The sequence below is a fragment of the Acidovorax sp. GW823-FHT05D11 genome (assembly GCF_058795695.1).
The window spans coordinates 380,779-400,176 of the sequence record NZ_CM179502.1 but is presented as its reverse complement, the minus strand read 5'-3'; the positions used below and the strand labels follow the sequence as shown (position 1 = coordinate 400,176).

Annotated in this window: 16 protein-coding genes and 1 pseudogene; 8 read left to right on the top strand and 9 right to left on the bottom strand. The window is 66.7% G+C overall.

Annotated elements, in window-relative coordinates; all coding sequences use genetic code 11:
* Positions 1–49 precede the first annotated feature (49 nt).
* The gene (locus AC3RCE_RS01845; RefSeq protein WP_008907364.1) at positions 50–1,093 is read right to left on the bottom strand and encodes a rod shape-determining protein; all 1,044 of its coding nucleotides are present in this window, start codon (positions 1,091–1,093) and stop codon (positions 50–52) included.
* 204 nt (positions 1,094–1,297) lie between these two features.
* On the opposite strand from AC3RCE_RS01845, the gene gatC reads away from it, so the two are divergent.
* The 3 genes from gatC to gatB are packed head-to-tail and all read left to right on the top strand — an operon-like array spanning position 1,298 to position 4,599.
* On the top strand, positions 1,298–1,597 hold the full coding sequence (gene gatC / locus AC3RCE_RS01840) for an Asp-tRNA(Asn)/Glu-tRNA(Gln) amidotransferase subunit GatC (protein WP_010467054.1): 300 nt from the start codon (positions 1,298–1,300) through the stop codon (positions 1,595–1,597).
* 7 nt (positions 1,598–1,604) lie between these two features.
* The gene (gene gatA, locus AC3RCE_RS01835; RefSeq protein WP_492254397.1) at positions 1,605–3,107 is read left to right on the top strand and encodes an Asp-tRNA(Asn)/Glu-tRNA(Gln) amidotransferase subunit GatA; all 1,503 of its coding nucleotides are present in this window, start codon (positions 1,605–1,607) and stop codon (positions 3,105–3,107) included.
* A 1-nt stretch (position 3,108) separates the two neighbouring features.
* Positions 3,109–4,599 carry an Asp-tRNA(Asn)/Glu-tRNA(Gln) amidotransferase subunit GatB gene (gatB, locus tag AC3RCE_RS01830; RefSeq protein ID WP_492254396.1) on the top strand — a complete coding sequence of 497 codons (1,491 nt, stop codon included), beginning with the start codon at positions 3,109–3,111 and terminating at the stop codon, positions 4,597–4,599.
* A 92-nt stretch (positions 4,600–4,691) separates the two neighbouring features.
* Here the strand turns inward: gatB and AC3RCE_RS01825 are convergent, their stop codons facing one another.
* Positions 4,692–5,399, bottom strand: a complete 708-nt coding sequence (locus AC3RCE_RS01825) for a DUF4124 domain-containing protein (RefSeq protein WP_369641132.1) — start codon at positions 5,397–5,399, stop codon at positions 4,692–4,694.
* Positions 5,400–5,404: 5 nt separating this feature from the next.
* On the bottom strand, positions 5,405–6,103 hold the full coding sequence (gene pyrE / locus AC3RCE_RS01820; RefSeq protein WP_492254395.1) for an orotate phosphoribosyltransferase: 699 nt from the start codon (positions 6,101–6,103) through the stop codon (positions 5,405–5,407).
* A 10-nt stretch (positions 6,104–6,113) separates the two neighbouring features.
* On the opposite strand from pyrE, the gene AC3RCE_RS01815 reads away from it, so the two are divergent.
* A complete protein-coding gene (locus AC3RCE_RS01815) occupies positions 6,114–6,917 on the top strand; it encodes an exodeoxyribonuclease III (RefSeq protein WP_218296731.1) in 804 nt (267 codons plus the stop codon).
* 22 nt (positions 6,918–6,939) lie between these two features.
* On the top strand, positions 6,940–8,847 hold the full coding sequence (locus AC3RCE_RS01810; protein ID WP_492254394.1) for a GspE/PulE family protein: 1,908 nt from the start codon (positions 6,940–6,942) through the stop codon (positions 8,845–8,847).
* 144 nt (positions 8,848–8,991) lie between these two features.
* Here AC3RCE_RS01810 and AC3RCE_RS01805 read toward each other — a convergent pair whose 3' ends face one another.
* The 3 genes from AC3RCE_RS01805 to gstA are packed head-to-tail and all read right to left on the bottom strand — an operon-like array spanning position 8,992 to position 10,238.
* Positions 8,992–9,369, bottom strand: coding sequence for a nuclear transport factor 2 family protein (locus AC3RCE_RS01805; RefSeq protein ID WP_492254393.1), 378 nt, complete (start codon positions 9,367–9,369; stop codon positions 8,992–8,994).
* On the bottom strand, positions 9,366–9,593 hold the full coding sequence (locus tag AC3RCE_RS01800) for a tautomerase family protein (protein WP_218339123.1): 228 nt from the start codon (positions 9,591–9,593) through the stop codon (positions 9,366–9,368). Before AC3RCE_RS01800 ends, AC3RCE_RS01805 begins: the two co-directional genes overlap by 4 nt.
* Positions 9,594–9,629: 36 nt before the next feature.
* Positions 9,630–10,238, bottom strand: a complete 609-nt coding sequence (gene gstA, locus AC3RCE_RS01795; RefSeq protein ID WP_492254392.1) for a glutathione transferase GstA — start codon at positions 10,236–10,238, stop codon at positions 9,630–9,632.
* Between the two features lie 111 nt (positions 10,239–10,349).
* On the opposite strand from gstA, the gene AC3RCE_RS01790 reads away from it, so the two are divergent.
* Together AC3RCE_RS01790 and AC3RCE_RS01785 are read left to right on the top strand one after the other, a co-directional pair.
* Positions 10,350–11,267, top strand: a complete 918-nt coding sequence (locus tag AC3RCE_RS01790; RefSeq protein ID WP_492254391.1) for a LysR family transcriptional regulator — start codon at positions 10,350–10,352, stop codon at positions 11,265–11,267.
* Positions 11,268–11,327: 60 nt separating this feature from the next.
* Positions 11,328–11,966, top strand: coding sequence for an MBL fold metallo-hydrolase (locus AC3RCE_RS01785; RefSeq protein WP_492254390.1), 639 nt, complete (start codon positions 11,328–11,330; stop codon positions 11,964–11,966).
* 161 nt (positions 11,967–12,127) lie between these two features.
* On the opposite strand, the gene AC3RCE_RS01780 is transcribed toward AC3RCE_RS01785, so the two are convergent.
* A complete protein-coding gene (locus tag AC3RCE_RS01780; RefSeq protein ID WP_492254389.1) occupies positions 12,128–14,821 on the bottom strand; it encodes an IPTL-CTERM sorting domain-containing protein in 2,694 nt (897 codons plus the stop codon).
* Between the two features lie 535 nt (positions 14,822–15,356).
* Here AC3RCE_RS01780 and AC3RCE_RS01775 point away from each other — a divergent pair.
* Positions 15,357–15,455: pseudogene (locus AC3RCE_RS01775) on the top strand (MBL fold metallo-hydrolase); the annotation flags it as partial.
* Between the two features lie 238 nt (positions 15,456–15,693).
* On the opposite strand, the gene AC3RCE_RS01770 reads toward AC3RCE_RS01775, so the two are convergent.
* Positions 15,694–17,823 carry a TonB-dependent receptor gene (locus tag AC3RCE_RS01770; protein ID WP_492254388.1) on the bottom strand — a complete coding sequence of 710 codons (2,130 nt, stop codon included), beginning with the start codon at positions 17,821–17,823 and terminating at the stop codon, positions 15,694–15,696.
* 353 nt (positions 17,824–18,176) lie between these two features.
* Positions 18,177–19,172 carry a helix-turn-helix transcriptional regulator gene (locus AC3RCE_RS01765; RefSeq protein WP_255590919.1) on the bottom strand — a complete coding sequence of 332 codons (996 nt, stop codon included), beginning with the start codon at positions 19,170–19,172 and terminating at the stop codon, positions 18,177–18,179.
* Positions 19,173–19,398 lie beyond the last annotated feature (226 nt).

Sequence of the window (19,398 nt, the reverse complement as noted above, 5' to 3'; positions counted from 1 at the left end):
TGCAGTTCAGAGCGCAAAAAAAGTGCCTGCAGCATACAGGCCCGGGGGCTTACTCGCTCGTGAAAATGCTGCCCAGGCGGTCCATGCGCTCCAGCGCGATGCCGCAGCCGCGCACCACGCAGGTCAGCGGATCTTCGGCCACCAGCACGGGCAGGCCGGTTTCCTCGGCCAGCAGGCGGTCCAGGTCGCGCAGCAGCGCGCCGCCACCCGTCAGCATCATGCCGCGGTCGGCGATGTCGGCGCCCAGCTCAGGGGGGGTTTGTTCCAGCGCGTTCTTCACGGCGGAGACGATCTGGTTGAGCGGGTCGGTCAGGGCTTCGAGCACTTCATTGCTGGAAATGGTGAAGCTGCGTGGCACGCCTTCGGACAGGTTGCGGCCCTTGACTTCCATCTCGCGCACTTCGGAGCCGGGGAAGGCCGAGCCGATGTTCTTCTTGATGGCTTCTGCGGTGGGCTCGCCGATCAGCATGCCGTAGTTGCGGCGGATGTAGCTGATGATGGCTTCGTCGAACTTGTCGCCGCCCACGCGCACACTGCCCTTGTAGACCATGCCGCCCAGCGAGATCACGCCGACCTCGGTGGTGCCGCCGCCGATGTCCACGACCATGGAGCCCGAGGCTTCGGAGACGGGCAGGCCCGCGCCGATGCCGGCGGCCATGGGTTCCTCGATCAGGTACACCGCCGTGGCGCCGGCCGCTTCGGCCGCGTCCTTGATGGCGCGCCGCTCGACCTGGGTGGAGCCGCAGGGCACGCAGATGATGATGCGCGGGCTGGGGGTGAACAGCGTGCGCGGGTGCACCATCTTGATGAACTGCTTGATCATCTGCTCGGTGATCACGAAGTCGGCGATCACGCCGTCCTTCATGGGCCGGATGGCTTCGATGTTGCCGGGCACCTTGCCCAGCATGGCCTTGGCCTCGTGGCCTACGGCCTGGATGACTTTCTTGCCATGGGGCCCGCCTTCGTGGCGGATGGCGACGACAGAGGGCTCGTCGAGCACAATGCCTTTGTCGCGGGCGAAGATGAGGGTGTTGGCTGTGCCAAGGTCAATGGCAAGGTCGGTGGAGAAATACCGACGGAAAGCTCCGAACATTCAAAAATCCTCTCAGGCACGGCATGCACGTCGGCCTGCCATCGCCGGGTTTACGGGGTCAAATATCGCTTTTTTCGCACAATGACCGGCAGGTAGGAGGGTATTGCGGCAAAGCCGGGATAATACCCCATCCCCTGTGAATAACTCCCTCCGGCGCGGCCCGGATCACAGCTTTACTTCTGGTTTCCCTCAATTCTCCTCCCTATGGCACTGACCCCCCAGGACATCGGCCGCATCGCCAATTTGGCACGGCTTGAGCTGACCCCCTCTGAAAGTGAGCGCATGCTGACCCAGCTCAATGGCTTCTTTGACATCGTGGAACAGATGCGGGCTGTGGATACCTCGGGCATCACGCCCCTGGCGCACCCCGTCGCGGCCATCCAGGACGTGGCCCTGCGGCTGCGCGAGGACGTGGCCAGCGAGCCCAACCAGCGCGAAGCCAACCAGAAGAGCGCCCCCGCCGTGGAGCGTGGCCTGTTCCTCGTCCCCAAAGTGATCGAGTGAGGCGCGCATGAGCACGACAACGACCAAAGCCCTGCACGACCTGGGCGTTTCCGAGCTGGCCTCCGGCCTGCGCGACAAGCAATTCTCCGCCGTCGAAGCCGCCCGGCATTTCCTGGCCCGCGCCAAGGCGCACCAGAACCTGGGCGCCTACGTGGCCCTGAACGAAGACGCCACCCTGGCGCAGGCGCAGGCCGCTGACGCCCGCCTTGCCGCCGGCACGGCGGGCGCGCTGGAAGGCGTGCCGATCGCCCACAAGGACATCTTCGTCACGCGCGACTTCCCCAGCACCGCAGGCTCCAGGATGCTCGCGGGCTACCAGTCTCCGTTCGACGCCACTGTGGTCACCCGCCTGGCCGACGCGGGCGCCGTCACCCTGGGCAAGCTCAACTGCGACGAGTTCGCGATGGGTTCGTCCAATGAAAACTCGGCCGTGGCGCCCGTGGGCTTCGACGCCCCCGCGCCCGTGCGCAACCCCTGGGACACCCACCGCATCCCCGGCGGCTCCTCGGGCGGCAGCGCCGTGGCCGTGGCCGCGCGCCTGGCCCCTGCCGTCACCGGCACCGACACCGGCGGATCCATCCGCCAGCCCGCATCGTTCTGTGGCATCACCGGCATCAAGCCCACCTATGGCCGCGCCAGCCGCTACGGCATGATCGCATTCGCCTCCAGCCTGGACCAGGCCGGCCCCATGGCCCGCAGCGCCGAAGACTGCGCGCTGCTGCTGTCCGCCATGTGCGGCCCCGACCCGGACCGCGATTCGACCAGCCTCGATGTGCCAGCCGAAAACTTCAGCGCCCACCTGAACGGCAGCATCGACGGCCTGCGCATCGGCATCCCCGCCGAGTTCTTTGGCGAGGGCCTGGCGCCCGACGTGCGCGCCGCGGTCGACGGCGCCCTGAAGGAATACGAAAAGCTTGGCGCCAAGCTCGTGCCCATCAGCCTGCCGCGCACCGAGCTCTCCATCCCCGTGTACTACATCATTGCCCCCGCCGAAGCCTCGTCCAACCTCAGCCGCTTCGACGGCGTGAAGTTCGGCCACCGCGCCAAGGACTACGCCGACCTGGTGGACATGTACAAGAAGACCCGCGCCGAAGGTTTTGGCGACGAGGTCAAGCGCCGCATCATGATCGGCGCCTACGTGCTGAGTCACGGCTACTACGACGCCTATTACCTGCAGGCGCAGAAGATCCGCCGCATGATCGCCGACGACTTCCAGAACGCGTTCAAGAGCTGCGACCTCATCGCCGGGCCGGTGGCCCCCACCGTGGCCTGGAAGCTGGGCGAACACGGCAACGACCCGCTGGCCGACTACCTGGCCGACATCTTCACCCTGCCCGGCTCGCTGGCCGGCCTGCCGGGCATGAGCGTGCCCGCCGGCTTTGGCGAAGGCGGCATGCCGGTGGGCCTGCAGCTCATCGGCAACTACTTCCAGGAAGCCCGCCTTCTGAACGCTGCGCACCGCCTGCAGCAAGCCACCGACTTCCACCTCCGCCAACCCGGAGGCCTGTGACATGACGACGACCAGCAAATTGATCCACGGTTATGAAGTCGTCATCGGCTTCGAAACCCACACCCAGCTTGCCACGCAGAGCAAGATCTTCAGCCGCGCGCCCACCGCCTTCGGCGCCGAGCCCAACACCCAGGCCTGCGCGGTGGACCTGGCCCTGCCCGGCACGCTCCCCGTGATGAACCGCGAGGCGGTGGCCTGCGCTATCAAATTAGGACTGGCCCTCGGTTCCCACATTGCGCCAGTGAGTATTTTTGCCCGTAAAAACTACTTCTACCCCGACCTACCCAAGGGCTACCAGATCAGCCAGTTCGAGATCCCGGTGGTGCAGGGCGGCGAGGTGGAATTTTTCCTCGGCGACGAAAAGAAAACCGTGCGCCTGGTCCGCGCCCATCTGGAAGAGGATGCGGGCAAGTCCCTGCACGAAGACTTCGTCGGCCAAAGCGGCATTGACCTGAACCGCGCCGGAACGCCCCTGCTGGAGATCGTGACCGAGCCCGACATGCGCTCGTCCGACGAAGCCGTGGCCTATGCGAAAGAGCTGCACAAGATCGTGACCTGGATCGGCATCTGCGACGGCAACATGCAGGAGGGCAGCTTCCGCTGCGACGCCAACGTGTCCGTGCGCAAGCCCGGCGGGCCGCTGGGCACGCGCCGCGAGATCAAGAACCTGAACTCGTTCAAGTTCATGCAGCAGGCGATCGACTACGAGATCCGCTGGCAGATCGACCAGATCGAGGACGGCCACGCCATCCAGCAGGCCACCGTGCTGTTCGACCCGGACACGGGCGAAACGCGTGCAATGCGGACCAAGGAGGACGCGGCGGACTACCGCTACTTCCCCGACCCGGACCTGCCGCCGCTGCACATTTCGGAGCAATGGGTGCAGGAACAGCGGGCGCTGATGGCCGAATTGCCCCGCACCATGGCCGCGCGCTTCGTGGCCGACTACGGCCTGCCCGAGTACGACGCCACGACGCTCACGCAAAGTCAGGCCATGGCGTCCTACTTTGAAGACTCGGTGAAATTGGCCGGGCCCAAGGAGCAGGAGAAACCGCTCGCCAAAATGGTCGCCAACTGGATGTTGGGTGAGCTGAGCGCCACGCTGAACTCGCGAGGTTTGGACATCACGCAATCGCCGATAGGCCCTGAGCTTTTGGGCATGCACGTCCACTTTGTGTTTAATCAGAAGGTCTCCAACCCAAAAGCCCTGTTCAAAGCACTGTTGGAAGCGGAGTTCAAATCTTTCGACAATCTCGCCGAACAAATCGGCGAATTGGTGAAGGCCAGAGATCTGGCGCCTATGAACGACTCCGGCGCGCTGGAGAAAATCATCGACGAAGTCATCGCCGCCAACCCCGACAACGTAGCCCAGTTCCGCGCGGGCAAGGACAAGGCGTTCAATGCGCTGGTCGGCCAGATCATGAAAGCCAGCAAGGGCAAGGCCAACCCGCAGCAGGTCAATGATCTGCTGCGCGCAAAGCTGGGCAGCTGACGCCTGACCGGCCTGCCCTGCGGGGCAAAGGCACAGTAAAAAAACAAAAGGGGCCGCAGGGCCCCTTTTGTTTTTACTTCCCCAGCCCGGCCCTAGGGCACGCGCGCCGCCGGTGCGCCAACGGGGGGAACGGCACTGGCCGAGCCCATGGCGGGAGGCACACGCTGCGCGTCCCACAGCTTGCGCAGATGGGCCAGCTCCGCATCGAACCGCGCGTGCACGCGCCGCTTTTCCTGGTCCTGGCCGGCAATGAACCGCTGCTGCTCGGCAACGCTGTCATCGACTTCACCGATCTTGCGGCGCAGCGTCATGGGTGCCTTGTTGGGGTCCTTCTTGTAGAACTCCATTTCCACATCCAGCTTCTTGCGCTCCGCTTTCAGCTCGGCAATGCGCTTTTCGGCGGTGGCGGTCACATCGTCCACCAGCTGGATCGCGGCCGCGCGCTCCACATCGTGGGCCGCCTTGTCGGGGTAGCGCGTCACCAGCACGCGTTCGCGCCGGCGCTCCTCCACCACGCGGGCCCGCTCCTCGGCATCCTTGCGGTTCTGGGCGTCCTGGGCCGCACGCTCCAGCTCGGTGAGCGACGGCCCGATCTGCCGGCGCGTGATGCCCGAGGGGCTCAGCTCGCGCTGCTCCCGGTCCAGGCATTCGGGAATGGGCCGGTCGGCCGTCAGCCGGCGCCCACTGCGGTCCACACAGGTATAGATGCTGCCGGGCGCACCCTGGGGCTGTGCCGAGGCCAGCTCAGCGCCCAGGGTGACCAGCAGAACACCGCCCATGATCCACGCCGACTTGCTCAAATCATCTACCCTTCGTTGACGCCATACCGCTGGCGGTAGGCCAGCACTTTCTCATGATGGGAGCGCATCCCCTCTTCCCCGTTGTGCGAGAGGTACAGCAATAAGTCTGCCAGTCGGGCAATGGCGCACACCTGCATGCCCAGTTGCCCGCGAACGTACTGCACCGCGCTGTGGTCCACATCCTGGCCATTCTCCGTGGCTTTTTCCTGCCGGTCCAGCGCTATGGCCACCGCGTGGGGCGTGGCGCCCGCGGCGCGGATGATGGCGATCGATTCGCGGGCGGCGGTCCCGGCCGACATGACGTCGTCCACGATCAGCACCCGCCCCTTGAGCGGGGCGCCCACGAGCGTGCCGCCCTCGCCGTGGTCCTTGGCCTCCTTGCGGTTGTAGGCAAAAGGCACGTTGCGCCCCAGCCGGGCCAGCTCCACCGCGACCGTGGCCGCCAGGGGAATGCCCTTGTAGGCCGGGCCAAAAACCATGTCGAATTCGATGCCGCTGGCCAGCAGGGCTTTTGCATAGAATTCCGCCAGCCGTCCCATCTTGCGGCCGTCGTCGAACAACCCTGCATTGAAGAAGTAGGGGCTCAGGCGCCCCGCCTTGGTCTTGAATTCACCGAACCGCAGCACGCCTGATTCGACGGCAAACCGTACAAAATCCTGCGCGAGCTGGCCCTGCTCTGAGGTTTGCGCGCCAACATCCACCATGGGGAAATCCTTGTTCAAGTTAACCAGCCTCAATCTCAATGGCATCCGCTCGGCCACCAGCAAAGGCGTGGAAAGCTGGATGGCAGCCACGCGGCCGGATTGTATTTGCGTGCAGGAAGTGAAGGCCCAGGCGGCCGACATGGCCAACCGCTTCGAGCGCCTGGCCGGCCTGCAGGGTCACTTCCACTTTGCCCAGAAAAAGGGCTATTCCGGCGTGGGCATCTATACCCGGCATGAACCCTCTGATGTAGTCATTGGCTATGGGTCGCCAGAGTTCGATACAGAAGGCCGCTACGTGGAACTGCGCTTTGACACGCCGGCCCGCAAGCTGTCCATCATCAGCGCCTATTTTCCCAGCGGCTCGTCCGGCGAGGAACGCCAGCTGGCCAAGTTCCGCTTCCTCGCCGAGTTCCATCCCCATCTGATGAAAGTCAAGGGCGAACGCGACTTCATCCTGTGCGGCGACATCAACATTGCGCACCAGCAAATCGACCTCAAAAACTGGCGCAGCAACCAGAAAAACAGTGGTTTTTTGCCCGAAGAGCGGGCCTGGATGACAAAGTTGTTGCACACAACTGATGAAGGCGGCGGCATCATAGACGTTTACCGCCAGTTACAACCTACCGCCACCGACACCGCCTACACGTGGTGGAGCAACCGGGGGCAGGCGTATGCCAACAACGTGGGCTGGCGGCTGGATTACCACCTTGCCACCCCCGCGATCGCGGCGCTGGCACGTGCTGAATCCATCTACAAAGGTGAGAAATTCTCGGACCACGCGCCCATCACGGTGGACTATGACTTCAGCCTTTGACGATGCCCGCCTCTGACCATTGATGCCCGACACCGCTGCCTCCACCGCCCCCCCGCCCCATGGTTTTCGCCCCGTCAACGCGGAATCCTTGTGGAAGCAGCTCTCCACTCCCCACCCCACCGTCGGCAAAGCGCGGCACCTGGGCGAGGCGCTGATCCATGCCGGCATGGTGTCACCCTCGGCCCTGCAAGACGGCCTGCAGACCCAGCAGCAGGAGCGCAGCGGCGGGCAGCACCGGCTGATCGGACAGATTCTGGTGGAGGATGGCGTCCTGACCCAGGAGCAGTTGCGCCAGGTCATTGCCGCGTGGCTGGGCGAGTACACCGTGCACCCCGGCGACATCACGCCCGAGGCGGCGGCCCTGGCCCTGGTGCCCCGGGCGATGGCCGAACGTGAATCCGTGCTGCCGCTGATCGCCCGCGAGGATGCGCTGGTACTGCTGATGGCCGACCCGCTCGATCGCGTGCTGCTGGACGAACTGCGGTTTCTCACGCAGCGCCGGCTCATTCCGCTGCAGGCCGCGCCAGGCACGCTGATGCCCGCCATCCACCGCGCCTACCGCACCCAGCCTGGCGGCGCCTCTGACGCCACCACCGCCGCCCGCGCCACCTCGCGCGAGCTGGCCGCCAACCTGGGCAGCACCGTCCCGGACACGGACTCCGAGCAGGCCGACGTGATCAGCGAGTCGGACAACACCCTGGTGCGGCTCATCAACTCGGTGATCGACGAAGCCATCCACCACCGCGCGTCCGACATCCACATCGAGACCGAGCCCGCTCCGCAGAACGTGCGCATCCGCCTGCGCATCGACGGCGACCTCACGCCCTACCTGGAGCTGCCCGCGCGCTACCGCTTCGCGATGGTGGCGCGCATCAAGATCATGGCGGGCATGGACATCTCCGAGCACCGCAAGCCCCAGGACGGCAAGATCGACTTCGCCCGCTTCGGCGGCCCGCCGGTGGAGCTGCGCGTGGTCACCGTGCCCACCTCGCGCGGGCTGGAGGACGTGGTGCTGCGCCTGCTGGCGGGCGCCAAGCCGCTGCCTCTGGAGAACATCGGCCTGAGCCCGCCCAACCTGCAGGCCCTGCGGGCGGTGGTGCAGAAAAGCTATGGCTTGGTGCTGGTGTGCGGCCCCACGGGCTGCGGCAAGACGACCACATTGCACTCGGTGGTGCGCGACATCAACACCGCCGGCCGCAAGATCTGGACGGCCGAAGACCCCATCGAGATCACCCAGGAAGGGCTGCGCCAGGTGCAGGTGAACCCGCGCATCGGCTGGACCTTTGCCGCCGCCATGCGCACCTTTTTGCGCGCCGACCCGGACGTGATCATGATCGGCGAGATGCGCGACGAGGAAACCGCGCGCATCGCCATCGAGGCTTCGCTGACGGGGCACCTGGTGCTGTCCACCCTGCACACCAACTCGGCGCCCGAGAGCATTGCGCGGCTGCTGGAGATGGGCCTGGACCCGTTCAACTTCTCCGATTCGCTGCTCGCCATCCTGGCCCAGCGCCTGGTGCGCCGCCTGTGCACGGCCTGCCGCGCGCCGCGTGTGGCCGACCACGACACGCTGCTGGGCCTGGCATCGCAGTACCTGGACAGCGGCACCCACAACACCCCCGAGGCCCGCGCGGCACAGGTGGCGCGCTGGCGCCAGCAGCACGGTGGCGCACAGGGCGAGCTGCGCCTGTGGCGCCATGTGGGCTGCACGCAATGCGAAGGCCATGGCTACCACGGCCGCCTGGGCATCCATGAGCTGATGCTGAGCGACGAGACCATTCGCCAGCACATCCGCCACCGCGCCCCCGCGTCGGACATCCGCCATTCGGCACTGGCCGCGGGCATGCTGACGCTGCGCCAGGACGGCATCGAGAAGGTGCTGCAGGGGTTGACCGACATGTCGGAAGTGGTCGCGGCGACCAACCTGTGAGGCGGGCACACCGCCGGTGGTGCCTGCCGCCGGTTTTTTAGCAAAAATGGGCTCTAGCGCTTATCTGGAAAGCGCCAGCAGCTATCAATAAATGAGTCCTTCCGAAAGGAGGAACTCGCCCACCGGCTTGCGCGCACCGCCGCCTCAGCGATCCAGCTCGTGGTGAAACACCTTGGCAATGATCTGCCAGCGCCCGTCCACATGGATCAGGGTCAGCAGGTCGGTGAAGTGCTTGGGCAGGATGGCGCATTCGACCTTGGCCAGGGCCGTCACCGGCCCGGCAAATTCAATCGACAGGATGCGCTCCTGCACCGTCTCGCCCCGGCTGGCGGGCGAGGGGCGCTGGTCCACGATGGGGAAATACGCCTCCATGCGCAGGATCACCGCAGGCTCGGTCGTGGCGCAGGCATAGACCGCCTGCGGGTGGAACACGCGGCGCAGGCGCTGTGTATCGCTGTGGCACAGGCCGTCGAAATATTCCTGCAGCACGGCGGCGACTGCGTCGAAGCGCGGGTCACTCATGGCGCATTCCCTGCGGCGGCCACCCGGGCACGCTGGCGCCGCACGGTCACCGTCTCACCGGCCACACCCCAGTTGTCGGTCTCGACCTCGTCGATCACGACAAAGGTGGTGGCGGGCTCCTTGTTCAGAACGCGCACCAGCAAATCGGTCGCACCCTGGATCAGTGCGGCCTTTTGCGCACTGCTGACCCCTTCGCGCGTCACTTTGATGTTGATGTAAGGCATGGCGTGTTCCTTGTGGATGGATGAATGAACGGCGTCTCAGCCCAGCAACCCTTCGGCCCGCATCGCGGCCTGCACGGCGGGGCGCGCGGCCACGCGGCGCATGAACGCCTGCAGATGGGCCAGGTCGCTGATGTCCAGCTTCACGAACTTGGTCCAGCCCAGCACCACAAAAAGATAAGCGTCGGCCGCCGTGAAGTGCTCGCCCGTCAGGTAGTTGCCGTCCTGCAGTTGCGCGTCCAGCCACTCCATCTTCTTGCGCAGCAGGGCGGCCAGCGCGGCCTTGGCGTTGTCGTCCAGCCCGGCGTGGAACAGGGGCGTGAAGGACTTGTGCAGCTCGGTGCTGACGTAGTTCTGCCACTCCATCACCCGGTAGCGCGCCCGCGTGCCGGCGGCCGGCATCAGTTGCGTGGCCTGGGCCTGGTCGGCGATGTATTGCGCAATGACCGGGCCTTCGGTGAGGCGGGAGCCGTCGTCCAGCTCCAGCACGGGCACCTGGCCTTTGGGGTTGATCCCATGGAAATCCTGTCCGTCGGCCGTCTGGTGGCGCGCGGTATCGACCTTCTCCAGCGCAAACGGCAAGCCACATTCCAGCAGCAGGATGTGGGGCGACAAGGAGCAGGCGGCGGGGGAAAAGTACAGCTTCATGGGGAGGCCTTGGGGGCGTGGTGGAAAGGTGAAGCGATGGTATTGGCGATGTAAACAGCAATAAACTAGGCACCAGTAATTTCACTGATTACATGAAGTAATAAACAAGACATGGCGCGCCAATTCGACGACCTGAAGCTGGGCAGCATCGAGCTGTTCTGCCTGACCGCGCAGTGGCAAAGCTTCACGGCCGCCGCCCAGGCGGCCGGGCTGACGGCGGCGGCGGTGAGCCGATCCGTGGCACGCATGGAGGCGCGCCTGGGCGTGCGCCTGTTCCAGCGCACGACACGCCAGGTGCGGCTGACCGACGCTGGCAAGCGCTACTACGAGCAATGCCGCCAGGCGCTGGGGCAGCTGGCCGAGGCGGAGCGCGAACTGTCAGGCCAGCAGCAAAGCCCGGCAGGCCTGGTCCGCTTCAGCCTGCCCACGTCCTACGGGCACTGCCGCATCCTGCCGCTGCTGCCCGCATTTGCGCAGGCCTACCCCGACGTGGAGCTGGAGCTGCAGTTGAGCAACCGCAACGTGGACTTCACCGAGGAAGGCTTTGACCTGGCCGTGCGCGGTCGCGCGCCCATCGAGTCGGGGCTGGTGGCGCGCAAGCTGGAGGACGCCGCCCTGGTGGTGGTCGCCGCCCCGGCGTATCTGTCGCGTCGCGGCACGCCGCACGAAACGGCCGACCTGGCGGCGCACGAGTGCATCCAGTTCGTGCTGCCCAGCAGCGGCCAGGCGGTGCCATGGATACTGCGCGACGCGGCCGGGCGCAATGTGGAGGTGCCCACCCAAGGCCGCCTGCGCTGCGCCGACGACATCCTGGGCCCCGTGACCCTGGCGCGTGCCGGCGCGGGGCTGCTGCAGACCTACCGGTTCATTGTGGAGGCCGATCTGCACAGCGGCGCCTTGCGGGAGGTGCTGCCCGCACATGCCGGTGCCTCCCGCCCGTTTTCGCTGCTGTACCCCGCCAACCGGCACATGCCGCTGCGCGCGCGGGTGCTGGTGGATTTCCTTGTCGATCGGCTGGCGCGGGCTTGAGCCTCTCCCGACTGCCGTGCGCCACGGCCTGCAAAAATACCCACCACCACCTCACCCACCATGCTCCACTACCTCACCATCCCCGTCACCGCGTTCCAGCAAAACTGCTCCCTCGTCTGGTGCGACGCCACCCACAAAGCCGCCGTGATCGACCCCGGCGGCGACCTGGAGGTGCTGCTCGCTGAAATAAAACGTCTTAACCTCACGCTCGAACAGATCTGGCTCACCCACGCCCACATCGACCACGCCGGCGGCACGGGCGAGCTGGCCCAGCGGCTTTCGCTGCCCATCGTGGGCCCCCACCCGGGCGACCAGTTCTGGATCGACGGCCTGCCGCAGCAGAGCGCGATGTTTGGTTTTCCGCCCGCGCAGCACTTCACACCCACGCGCTGGCTGCACGATGGCGACCAGGTGCAGATCGGCAACGAGACGCTGAACGTGCGCCACTGCCCGGGGCACACGCCGGGGCATGTGGTGTTCCACGCGCCGCAGATCGACCGCGCGTTTGTGGGCGACGTGCTGTTCGCAGGCAGCATCGGCCGCACGGACTTCCCGCAGGGCAACCACCAGCAGCTCATCGACAGCATCACGCAGCGCCTGTGGCCGATGGGAGATCAGACGGTGTTCATTCCCGGCCACGGCCCCGAGAGCACGTTCGGGCGGGAGCGCCAGAGCAATCCGTACGTGGGCAATACCTGACCTGGGCCGTTTCGCTGCCAGCGGACTTCGCCCAGGATGCAGTGGCGCAACGGCTACTACCTGGTGACGCCTGCCATGGCGGCGCCGGCGCGCAGCGAGCATGTCGACAAGGACGTGAAGTTCTCGGGACGTGCCCCGCCACGCAGGTCTACGATTTCGCCCTATGCCCCCCGCCCACAGGCACGGGACCGGAAGGCGCTGCTACGGCGCATCTGGTGCATGCCCAGGCCAGCCGCCATCAGCGACAACAGGATCAGCCCCCACTCGCTCAGGGTGGGAATGGAAGCTGGGCCTGACGTGCCGGGGATCGCAGCCAGCAACACCGGTGCGAACGGGTCTTCAATCACCCCCGCATCGGCTGTATTGCCATCGCCCATGCCGTTGTCGGTGATCGCGTACGCCACAGTCAACCGGTCTGCACTCAGCGTTGCACCGGTCATTGGATACCAGCTGCTGGCGGCCCCCGCGCTGGCAGGCCCATACTTCATCAGCTGCACCCCGGCAGGAAGTGCGTGGGGGTAGGTGATTCGCACCGTCAGCGTGTTGCCCGCGCAGCCTGTGGAGCGGAAGCGAAACATCCCGGCGGGCGTGCTGGCGTTGGCTGGCAGGCCTGAAGGCACCGCGCTGCTGAACCCCGTGGCGGTGGTATCGAGCGCGCAGCCTGGCGCGCCGCCACTGATCGCTACCGACCCCACACCCGTGCCCACGCTCCCCCCTCCGCCCGGCCCGCCACCCACCAGAACGGACACCATGGCGCTGTATGTCTGCACTGCAGGGGCAGAAGTTGCATAAAGCTCGACGCTGGCGTCAGAGCTGCCGCTGCCCCCTGTAGCCAGGACCCTGCCGTCAGCGAGCAGGGTGGCTCGGTGGTTGACGCGCCCGGTGTTCAGGCTGCCCGTGGCGCTCCAAGTGGCGGTGGCCGGGTCGTAGAGCTCAGAGCTGGCGAAATCGCCGCTGCTTCCGCCCGCGAGGAGGACCTTGCCACTGGGCAGCAGGGCGGCCGTGTGACCTGTGCGGGTGCGTACCAGACTGCCCGCGGCGCTCCAGGTATTTGCGCCAGGGTCGTAGAGTTCTGCATCGGCCGGCATGCCACTGACGCCCCGCCCCCCCGCGACGATGACCTTGCCGTCGGGCAGCAGGGTGGCCGTGTGGGAATAGCGCCAGGTGGCCATGCCGCCCGCGGGGCTCCAGGCGTTGGATGCGGGGTCGTAGAGTTCAGTGCTTGAGAGCATGCCGACGCTGGTGTATCCACCTGCGACAAGCACTTTGCCATTGGGCAGAAGGGAGGCCGTGTGATAAATGTGCTCATCGGCCATGTTGCCTGTGACACTCCACTGGTTCGTCTCGGGATCGTAGAGCTCGCCTTTGGTGAAGACGCTGCCAGCGCCCTCACCTCCCACGACAAGCACCTTGCCATTGGCCAGCAGAGTGGCCGTGCGGTTGTAGCGAGCGACGGCGAGGGTGCCGGCAGCACTCCATGTGCCAGCGACGGGATCGTAAAGTTCTGCGCTGGCAAGCGCACCGCCGTTCGCGACCCCTGAAGTGACCAGTACCTTGCCGCTGGGCAGCACGGTGGCGGTGTGAAAAGTGCGCCCGGTGATCATGCTGCCCGTGGGGCTCCAGCTATCTGTGGCGGGGTTGTACCGTTCAGCGCTTGCAAGAAAACCCCCGCCACCGCCGAACCCGCCGGTGACGAGCACCTCACCACTGCGCAGCAAAGTGGAGGTGTGGACACTGCGCCCGCCAATCATGCTGCCGGTAGCCCTCCAGGCGCCAGGGCCTACTTCGTATCGCTCGGCACTTGCGAGGTAGCCGCCAGTATTCCACCCGCCTACAACGAGCACTCTACCGTTGGACAGCAGGGAGGCCGTGTGGCTGACCCGGCCGGTGGCCAGGCTGCTGGTAGTGTCCCAGGTGCCGGTAGCGGGGTCGTAGAGCTCAGCGCTAGCGAGGTAAGTGCTGCCATCTCCTCCGGCAACAAGCACTTTGCCGCTGTGCAGCAACGTGGCGGTTTGAGAACTGCGCTTGTTGGCCAGGTTGCCAGTGGTGCTCCACGTGCCTGTGGCCGGGTCGTACAGCTCGGCACTGGAGCGCGCGCCGTTGCCTCCCCCACCAGCCACCAGCACTTTGCCACTGGGCAGCAGGGTGGCGGTGTGACTGATACGCGGTGTGGTCATAGTGCCTGTGGCGCTCCATGTGCCAGTGACCGGGTCGTAAAGTTCAGCGGTGGCAAGGTAGCCAACGTCCGCGTTGTTCCCCCCCGCGACGAGTACCTTGCCGTTGGGCAACAACGTGGCAGTGTGGGCGTCGCGCGTGGTGACCATGGTGCCCGTGGTGCTCCACTGGCCGGTGGCCGGGTCGTAGACCTCTGCGCCATTCCCCGCGACAAGCACTTTGCCATTGGCCAGCAGGGTGGCGGTGTGGAACAAACGTGCGCCGGACATGCTGCCCGTGGCGCTCCAACTGCCTGTGCCAAGGTCGTAGAGTTCGGCGCCGGCAAGCGCGCCGCGGCTCCCTGCTCCACCGGAAACCAGCACCTTGCCATTGGGCAGCAGGGTGGCGGTGTGGTACGCGCGCCCAGCATTTAGATTTCCTTTGGCGCTCCAGGTGCCTGCGACCGGGTCATACAACTCGGTGCTGGCAAGGTTGCTGCTGCTGTAGGCCCAGCCCCCCGCAATCAGCACGGTGCCATCGGGCAGGACCGTTGCGGTATGGGCTTTGCGTGCGGTAGCCAGGCTGCCGCTGCCAGCCCAGGTGTTGGTCTGCGCCTGCACAACACCTGACAGCAGCACCATGGCCAACGCGACGGTGCAGCGCAAAAGCGCCCCCGGGACGGAGCGGCGGATCATCGCCATGGCCCCGCAACGGGAGCCAGGCGTCTGGTAAATCCGGGACAGCGAACGCCGGATCTGATGAATGCGAAATAAGACCGCTGTGCACTGGGCTTGCAATGGCTTCACTGGAACCGTCTTCCCTGAATGAGTCTTTGGGGGGAGAAGGCGCCGAATGAAAGCCAGTACCTCCTGGCTGGAGTGAGCGCGAGACGAACATCGCTGACCAGCTATCGCATCCTAGGAGGGTCAACCACATCCAGATTGACTGGGAGTTTCAGACAAATTGACTGTGCGTATCAAAATCTGCGTGCGGGCATGCCCGACGTGGCACAACATCCTCCGGCGGCTTGCCTGGGCACGGGCCCATGCGACGCCCCCAAGCATCCACGGCATCCTGATGGTGCTCCAGCGCGGCCCCGCGAGATCGTCAATCCCTGTTTGCAACTGCCTATCTCTGTCAGCAACACCCCACCAGGTCGTCATGATGGACCCCGTGAGCAACCTGGACCTGCTGTTCACGGAGGTTCGGAGCCTGGGCCTCACGTTGTCACAACAGTGGCCGATGGGAGATCAGACGGTGTTCATTCCCGGCCACGGGCCCGGGAGCACGTTCGGGCGGGAGCGCCAGAGCAATCCCTACGTGGGCGGGACCTGAGCCCCGCTGGACAGCCCCGCGGCGGCGCGCGGCCCGTGGCCCGGCTTGCATGCCGTGCCGTGCCGACGGAAGTCTTGGTGTTTTGGATGTTTTTGGCCGCCAGCGCCTATCCATCAAGCGCCAATAGCTACTATATTAATAGCATAACCAGCCCCACCACAGGCGCCTGGCGTGCCCACCAGGACACACGCCAGACCCCGTGGCGGGGTTGCTTCGCTCGCGCCGTGCTTCGCCGGGATCAGAAGTCGAACGAGGCCGACAGGCGCACGGCGCGCGGCGCGCCCACGTTCACCCGGCCCGCGCCCCAGATGCTCTCGAAATACGCGCGGTTGGCGAGGTTGGTCACCGTGGCGCGCAGCACCACCGGTTGCGCGCCAAGACGCGTGGCGTAGCGGGCGCCCACGTCCAGGGTGGTCCAGGACGGCAGCTTCACGCTGTTGTCGCCCGTGAGCCATTGCGAACCGGTGTGGTTCACGCGGCCGTTCACCGACAGGCCCTGCACGCCGGGAACCGCCCAGTCGGCACCCAGGTTCAGGGTGAGCCGGGGCACGCCGAACTGCGCGCGGCCCTGGTTCACGCCCTTGTTCGTCCGGGTCTGGTCGGCCTCGGTGTAGGCCACGCCGCCCAGCAGGGAAAGCGCCGGAGCCCACTGCCCGAACACGTTCCACTCCACGCCCCGGTTGCGCTGCTCGCCGTCGAGCACCTGGCGGTTGTCTTGCTCGATCAGGGCGGGCTTGCTGATCTGGAACAGGCTCACGGTCTGCGTCAGGCTGCCGCTCACCCACTTCACGCCGACCTCCACCTGCTTGCTCTTGTACGGCGCGAAGGTCTGGCCTTCGTTGGCATAGGGCGCCTTCACGGTCGTGCCCGCGCTCAGGCCTTCCACGTAGTTGCCGTACAGCGCAACGGTCTCGCCCCAGGGCTTGGCCACCACACCCACCAGCGGCGTCACGGCGCTCTCCTTGTACTTGTTGAGCTTTTGGTGCACCCGCTGCGCGCGCAGGCCCAGGGTGAGCTGCACCTGGTCGTCGGCGAACGACAGCGTGTCGACCGCGCTCAGCGCCGTCATCGCGTCATCGTTCATCTTGCCGTAGGTCGATGCCGCCGCCCCGGCCGGCATGGTGATGGGCGTGGGGTGGTAGATGTTGCTGTTGATGGGCGCCGTGCCGTTGCCGCGGCTGCCGCCTTCGTAATTCATCACGTTGGCGGCCAGGGTCAGCCTGTGCGCCACGGCGCCGGTGCCGAACTGGCCGCGCAGGCCCAGCTCGGCCGTGGTGGTGCCGTACTCGCCCCAGGAGTTGTAGGCCGTGCCCGTGGCGTTGCCCGAGGCCGCGTTCGCCGCCGTCCACACCGGGCGGGTGCCGAAGATGAAGCCGTCGTAGGAATGCTCGGCCTTGCCCGCCGAGGCAAACGCCGTCCAGCCCGCGTTGATCTTCGCCTGGCCGCGCACGATGAGGCCCTGGGTCTGCGTGTTGCTGTACACGCCCTCGCCGTAGAAGAAGTTGGTGGAGCCGTCGGGCGCCTTGGGCACCGTGGTCCAGCCCGCGATGATGGGCTGCATGGGCGAGCCCTTGCGCACCTTGTTCCTGAGCGAATAGGCATCGGCCTCCACGTTCCAGCCCTCACCCTGGTAGTCCAGCGCCAGGTGGCCGATCTCGCGCGCCTTGGTCTGGTGGTCGAGCCAGGTCTCGCCGCCCGACAGCACGCCATTGACGCGCACGCCCAGGCGCTGTTCCCCGCCGAAGCGGCGCGACACGTCGGCGTGCACGCCCACGTTGGATTGGGACGAATAGGTGGTGGTCACGCGCGTGAGCGGCTCCTTGCCCGCGCGCTTGGGCACGAGGTTGATCGCGCCGCCCACGTCGCCCGCGGGGGGCAGGCCCATCATCATGGCGCCGGGGCCCTTGAGCACCTCCACGCGCTCGAACATCTCGGTGGGCGTGTTCTGCTCGGGCGCCAGGCCATAGGCACCGTTGATGGCCAGCGAGCCGGCGCCCACGCCGAAGCCCCGGATGATGAAGTTCTCGACGATGTGGCCTTCGTTGGTGGTGGTGCGCACCGAAGGGTCGTTCTTGAGCACCGCGCCCACGGTCTGCGCCTGCTGGTCGGCGATGCCTTCGGCGGTGTAGCCCGTCATGTTGAACGGCGTGTCCATGACCCCCACGTTGCCGAGCACGCCCAGCCGCGTGCCCCTGGCGACCTGGCCGCCCGGGGCCGCGGCTGGCAGGCTGTCGGGAGTCTCGGCGGCCGCATTCACCGTGACTTCCCGCAGCAGCGTGGCGGACGGGGCGGGCGCGTTCTGCTGCGCCAGGGCCGCGCCGGCACCCGCCAGCAAGGTCCACGCGCAGGCCTGGGCGACCTGGCGCAAGGCAAAAGGATGTGCCCGGGGGACACCCGGGGATGGGCGGCGAGTCTGCATAGAAGTCCTGAATCAAAAACGAAGGAGAAGGGAGTCCGCCTCGCCAACGGATTGCAAACAGAAATGAATGCGATTTCACTCAGGGCGCGCAGTGGCTCCGCGAGGAAGCCATCCAGGCGCGGTGCCCGGAACGTGTTGCAAGGCGTGCCGGCTGGTTCCACCCGGCATGGGAGCGATGATTTCACGCAGCCCGCCGCCCTGTGTTTGCACGCCCAACAAAGACGTTTGCCGCGGCCCCGCCAGGGCCGCCGTGGAACGGGCCTTGCCAGGACCGGGGGAGCCGCGAGGCGGCCCGGCGGGCTTCAGACCCTCACTCGCGCCAGCTTGGGCGGCATGCCAAAGCGCTTGCGGTAGGCCGTGGCGAAGTTGGCGGCGCTGTTGTAGCCCGCCACCAGCGCCGCCTGGCCCACGGTCAGGCCCTCCTGCTCCAGGGCCTTGCGGGCGCGCTGCAGGCGGCTTTCGCGCACGAAGTCGAACACCGTCGTGCCGTACACCGCCCGAAAGTGCCGCTGCAGCGTGTTCGCGTTGGTGCCGGCCTGGCGCGCCAGGGCATCGAGCGACAGGTCCATGGCCCCTTCGGTCTGCAGGAAGGCATGCAGCGCCCGCATGCGCCGGTGCTCGTGGGGCAGCAGCCGCAGCCCGGTGGGCGCGGGAGCAGGTGCCGGCGCGGGCCCGGGGGCGTGCTGCGCCAGGCTGCCCAGCGCCTCGCCCACCAGCTCCAGCGCGCGGCTCTCCAGGTACAGGTGCAGCAGCAGGGGGCTCAGGTCCGGCGCATGGGTGATCTGCTCGGCCAGGGCGGCGATGCGCGCCGAGGGCTGCCAGTGGTGCATGGCCAGGTGCTGGCGGCGGAAGGCCTCGATGGCGCCGGAGGCCGACGGGCCGGCCACCTGCTCCAGCCATTCGCCGCCCAGGCCCACGCTCACCCGGCGCGCATACGCGCCCTTGCGGGCGCGGCGCTCGAAGCGCTCCGGCTCCGCCACCGACACCAGCAGGGCGCGCGGCAGGCTGGCCAGGCCTGCATCGTGGGACTGGCGGGCGTGGTCCGCCGCGCTCGACAGCGCCACGCGGCGCGGCCCATAGCTCACGTCCACCGAGCCCTCCAGCAGCACCACGATGCGCAGGCCCGTCTCCATCTCGCCGCTGGCCGTGAAATCCTGCGCATCGGCCGCATCGTCCGCGTGCAGGTGCAGGCCCGGACGCAGCACGCGCAGGCGCTGCAGATGGCGCTGCAGCGACGCCTGCATGCCGTCCGACGCGGGCGCGGCGGACAGCACACTCAAGGGGCTGACGACAGACATGGGCAGGCAGGTGTGACGGCGAAAAAGCGGCAGGGGCAGCGGACGGCAATGCACCACGGCGCGTGGAACCCGGGGCCTGGCGTTTGCGCAAAGGTTTTTCTCCGCTTGGCAAACACGGCGGGCACCGCGGCATGGGATGCTAGCAAGTCGGCATAATAAATGCAAATGATTCTCAATATTGGCCATTGAACCGGCCGCCGCCGATGGCCGCCCGCACACCGTCCCT